Here is a 3,810-nt window from a genome sequence, read left to right as displayed (position 1 = left end):
ATTATCTTATATGCAATTTTTTCTCATTTTATTCTAAAAGAAACAATTACAGGATGGACATCATTAATTATTAGCTCTATGTTTATAGGAAGTGTTCAATTAGTTTCTGTCGGAATTATTGGTGAATATATCAGTAGAATAAATAATAATGTATTAGATAGACCCCTATATATTATAAAAGAAACGAATATATTATAATATATTCGTTTCTTTTATTTCGATTAATCAAAATCTTTAGGAGCTATACTTTTCCAATGTCTTAAAGACTCTTTAAGTCCGTAATTGAATTTAAATCCTTTATCTATCAAATAATTTGGTTTTATATTAGTAGGAAATGCAGCTTTTTTTACTCTTACAGGATGTATATCTGATTTTTTTCCAATCATCTTAAATCCAATTTGTAGTATTCCCGCAACAATAACTAAAAAACTAACAGGGATACTAAACGTTGGTTTCTTATAACCTAATTCTTTTTTTATTATCTCTATCATCTCTTTTAAATTATGAATAGGATTTTCAGCATAATTATAAATAATTAATCTCTCATTTTGATTCATAGTAAACAAAATACTTTCAATTAAACCAAATACATAACCGTATGCTTTAATAATATTACCTCCATTTGGAAGCATAAATGCACCTTTCTTAAGGGCCTTTATTGTTCTATATATATTTCCTGGATCATGAGGTCCATAAATAACACTCGGTCTTACTATAATTAATCTCCTATCAATAGATTTTGCTAACCAAATTTGATGAATTTTTTCAGCTAAACCTTTAGAAATTCCGTAAGGAGTTTCAGCATAAATCATCGACTCTTCTGTACAAACATTTTTAGATTTTCCATAAGGTGCAATACTACTTGTAAAAAATATATTCTTAACATTCAATCTTTCTGCAAACTCATTTATATTTTCAGCACCATTAATATTAGTATCAAAATATTCTTTCCTATCATGGCCTGGTTCTCTGTGTATTGCTGCAAAATTATAAATCCATGATTCTTCTGTATTTATGTTGAAATCTATTAAATACTCTATCTTATTTCTAACATCACAATATATATATTCAACACTATTATGTAAAGTTGAATTAAAATATAGAGGTTTTTTTATATCAAATAAAATAATTTTATCAAACTTATGTTCTTCAATTAATTTATTAATTAAAAAAAAGGCTATATAGCCTGATCCTCCAAAAACGAAAGCTGTTTTCATTTATTAAGTTTATTGTCAAAATTACTATATTTGCGCTATGGAAAAAATTAAATTATTACATATTTCAGAAACATTTGTAAGTGGAGTATATACATATATCAAACAAATATGTAATTATTTAGAAAATGATGAACGTTTTGAAATTCATATTATATATAGTGGAGATAGAGGAGAAACTAAATTTGATCAAATTTCAAGTGATTTTTCGTCTAAAATTTTTTTTCATCAAATTTCCATGAAACGTGAAATTTCTCCAAAAGAAGATTTAAAATCAATCTTTAATATAAGAAAAAAAATAAAAGAAATAGCTCCAGATTTAATTCATATACATTCATCCAAAGCAGGAGTTTTAGGGAGACTAGCTGCTTTTCGTTTAAAAAACAAAGTTTTTTATACTCCTCATGGATACTCTTTTTTAAGAGAGGATATATCTGAATTTAAACAAAAACTTTTCTACCAAATAGAAAAATTCTCTCAATTTTTTTTCCCTGTACAAATAATTGCTTGTGGGGATCATGAATTTAGAATTGCTTCTAAAATTGATAATAATCGTGCTTGTCTGATTTTAAATGGTGTTAACCTTTCTTATTTTGATAATAAGAGTTTTAATTCTAATAAAAGCTCTAAGATTAGAATAGGTAATTCTGGACGAATTTCTATTCAAAAGAATCCAAGATTATTTAATTTAATAGCAAAAGAATTCCCTAATTATGAGTTCTTTTGGATTGGAGATGGTGATTTAAAACATGAACTAAATTCTCCTAATATTTCTATTACTGGATGGAAAAAATATGATGAATGTATAGATATTCTTAATTCCTTTGATATATTCCTATCTACTTCCTTATGGGAAGGACTTCCTTTCAATATTCTTGAAGCAATGGCTTTAAAAAAGCCTATAATAACAAATAATATTGAAAGTAACTTAATTACAGTTAAAGAAGGTGTAAATGGGTATATTTGTTCCACAATTGATCAATTTAATAACTCTATCAAAAAAACAATATTATCAAAAGAAGAAATGGGGGAAGCTTCTTACAAAAGAGTAAAAGATTTATTTAATCAAGAAAAAAATTTAGATAAATTAATTAAGTATTATATTGATTCCTTAAAAGATTAAATTGCGTTATCATCTCCTTTAATCATTAATAAACCTGTTTGCACAATAATTTTTATATCAAGATATAAAGTCCAATTTCTAACGTAGAATGCATCTGCTGAGATTCTTTTTTCCATATCTTCATCAGAATCAATTGCACCTCTATAACCTCTAATTTGTGCTAATCCAGTAATACCTGGTTTTACATAATGTCTTAAATAATATTTTTCAATAACTTCTTTATAGTATGTATCTTGAACAATCATATGTGGTCTAGGTCCTACCACAGACATGTCTCCTTTTAAAACATTTATAAATTGAGGAATTTCATCCAAGCTTGTTCTTCTTAGAAATTTACCCATTTTAGTTACTCTATTATCATTTCTTTTTGTTTCTATTATAGAGTTTGTTCCTGTTGTCCTCATTGTTCTAAATTTATAACAATCAAACTCTTTTCCATTTAATCCATTTCTTTTTTGTTTAAAAATAACTGACCCTTTAGAGTCTAATAAAATTAAGATACTTATCAAAGGAAATAACCAACTTAGAAATACAATACAGAAAAGTAGTGAAAATGTTTTATCTAGTATATTCTTAATTAATTGATTATAGGATAAATCTAAAGGAAACATTCTTACTTTTAGCACAGGTAGTGTATCAAGGTATTTTATTTCTAATCTTGTTACATTTCCATATTTAGAGTTAGGAATTAAAAAAAAACTAAGATGATTCTTTTGACAATATAAAATAAGTTGATCAATCATTGTATCCCCTAAATCTGACATTTGCGATAAATAAATTGTATCAATACTATTTATTTTTATAAAATCATCAAAATCAATTGAATCTATTTCAAATGATGGATACAAAATATTTGTATATTTTTTTCTAGAAATCAACCCTTTAAAATTTTGACCTAACTTAGAGTTTATAGTCTCCATAAAAACCTCAGTATTATTATTAATTCCTAGTATACAGACATTAGATACATAATATCCATTTTTTAAAAGATAATTATAAACAGAAATAATGAAAAATCGAAAAATAAATGAAAAAATAAAAAAATATAACAAAAAATCTAAAGTCATTCTATTCGAAAATAAAGGTTCTTCTTTTATTCCTGAAATAGCATAAACTATAATTGAAAATATACTTACCTGATTTAAATACCTTTTATATTTACCAAAATTTTTTGAAGATATTTCTTTATAAAATTTTGTTTTACTAGCTAACCACCCCCAAGCTAATAAGATTAAAATAAAAACTTTGAAATGAGTTATTAATAAATCTTCTATTGTCCATGATTCAATTTTCAAAGTAACATTATTAATATATTTATATTTCAATCTTAAAAAATAAAAGAACAAGAAACTTAATAATCCATAGTCAAAAAAGACTAATAATGTATAAATTTTTTTTAATAATTTGGTTTTCATTAGTATAAGTTAAATAAGCTATTGTAATCTTCCCCTTGTTAAGAACACTTAAAAGTAG

The 3,810-nt window shown here is 24.6% G+C and carries 3 protein-coding genes and 1 pseudogene; 2 read left to right on the top strand and 2 right to left on the bottom strand.

Going from position 1 to position 3,810, the window contains the following annotated elements:
* Positions 1-198, top strand: a pseudogene (locus N5D46_RS14495) (glycosyltransferase); the annotation flags it as partial.
* 23 nt (positions 199-221) lie between these two features.
* Here the strand turns inward: N5D46_RS14495 and N5D46_RS14490 are convergent.
* The gene (locus N5D46_RS14490; RefSeq protein ID WP_280050427.1) at positions 222-1,217 is read right to left on the bottom strand and encodes an NAD(P)-dependent oxidoreductase; all 996 of its coding nucleotides are present in this window, start codon (positions 1,215-1,217) and stop codon (positions 222-224) included.
* Positions 1,218-1,254: 37 nt separating this feature from the next.
* Between N5D46_RS14490 and N5D46_RS14485 the strand changes: the two genes are divergently transcribed.
* Entirely contained in the window at positions 1,255-2,337 is a 1,083-nt protein-coding gene (locus tag N5D46_RS14485) for a glycosyltransferase (RefSeq protein ID WP_280050426.1), read from the top strand.
* Here the strand turns inward: N5D46_RS14485 and N5D46_RS14480 are convergent.
* A complete protein-coding gene (locus N5D46_RS14480) occupies positions 2,334-3,752 on the bottom strand; it encodes an exopolysaccharide biosynthesis polyprenyl glycosylphosphotransferase (protein WP_280050425.1) in 1,419 nt (472 codons plus the stop codon). The two genes, N5D46_RS14485 and N5D46_RS14480, sit on opposite strands and share 4 nt — an antisense overlap.
* Between the last annotated feature and the right edge of the window lie 58 nt (positions 3,753-3,810).

Origin of the sequence: Empedobacter sp. GD03865 (assembly GCF_029840775.1) — a bacterium.
Taxonomy (GTDB): domain Bacteria; phylum Bacteroidota; class Bacteroidia; order Flavobacteriales; family Weeksellaceae; genus Empedobacter; species Empedobacter falsenii_B.
The sequence above is the reverse complement of the archived record's forward strand: the minus strand, read 5'-3'. Positions and strand labels throughout refer to the sequence as shown.

What these genes read in the sequence shown, in the direction of transcription:
- N5D46_RS14490 (WP_280050427.1), bottom strand. Translation starts at nt 1,217, where the DNA reads ATGAAAACAGCTTTCGTTTTTGGAGGATCAGGCTATATAGCCTTTTTT.
- N5D46_RS14485 (WP_280050426.1), top strand. Translation starts at nt 1,255, where the DNA reads ATGGAAAAAATTAAATTATTACATATTTCAGAAACATTTGTAAGTGGA.
- N5D46_RS14480 (WP_280050425.1), bottom strand. Translation starts at nt 3,752, where the DNA reads ATGAAAACCAAATTATTAAAAAAAATTTATACATTATTAGTCTTTTTT.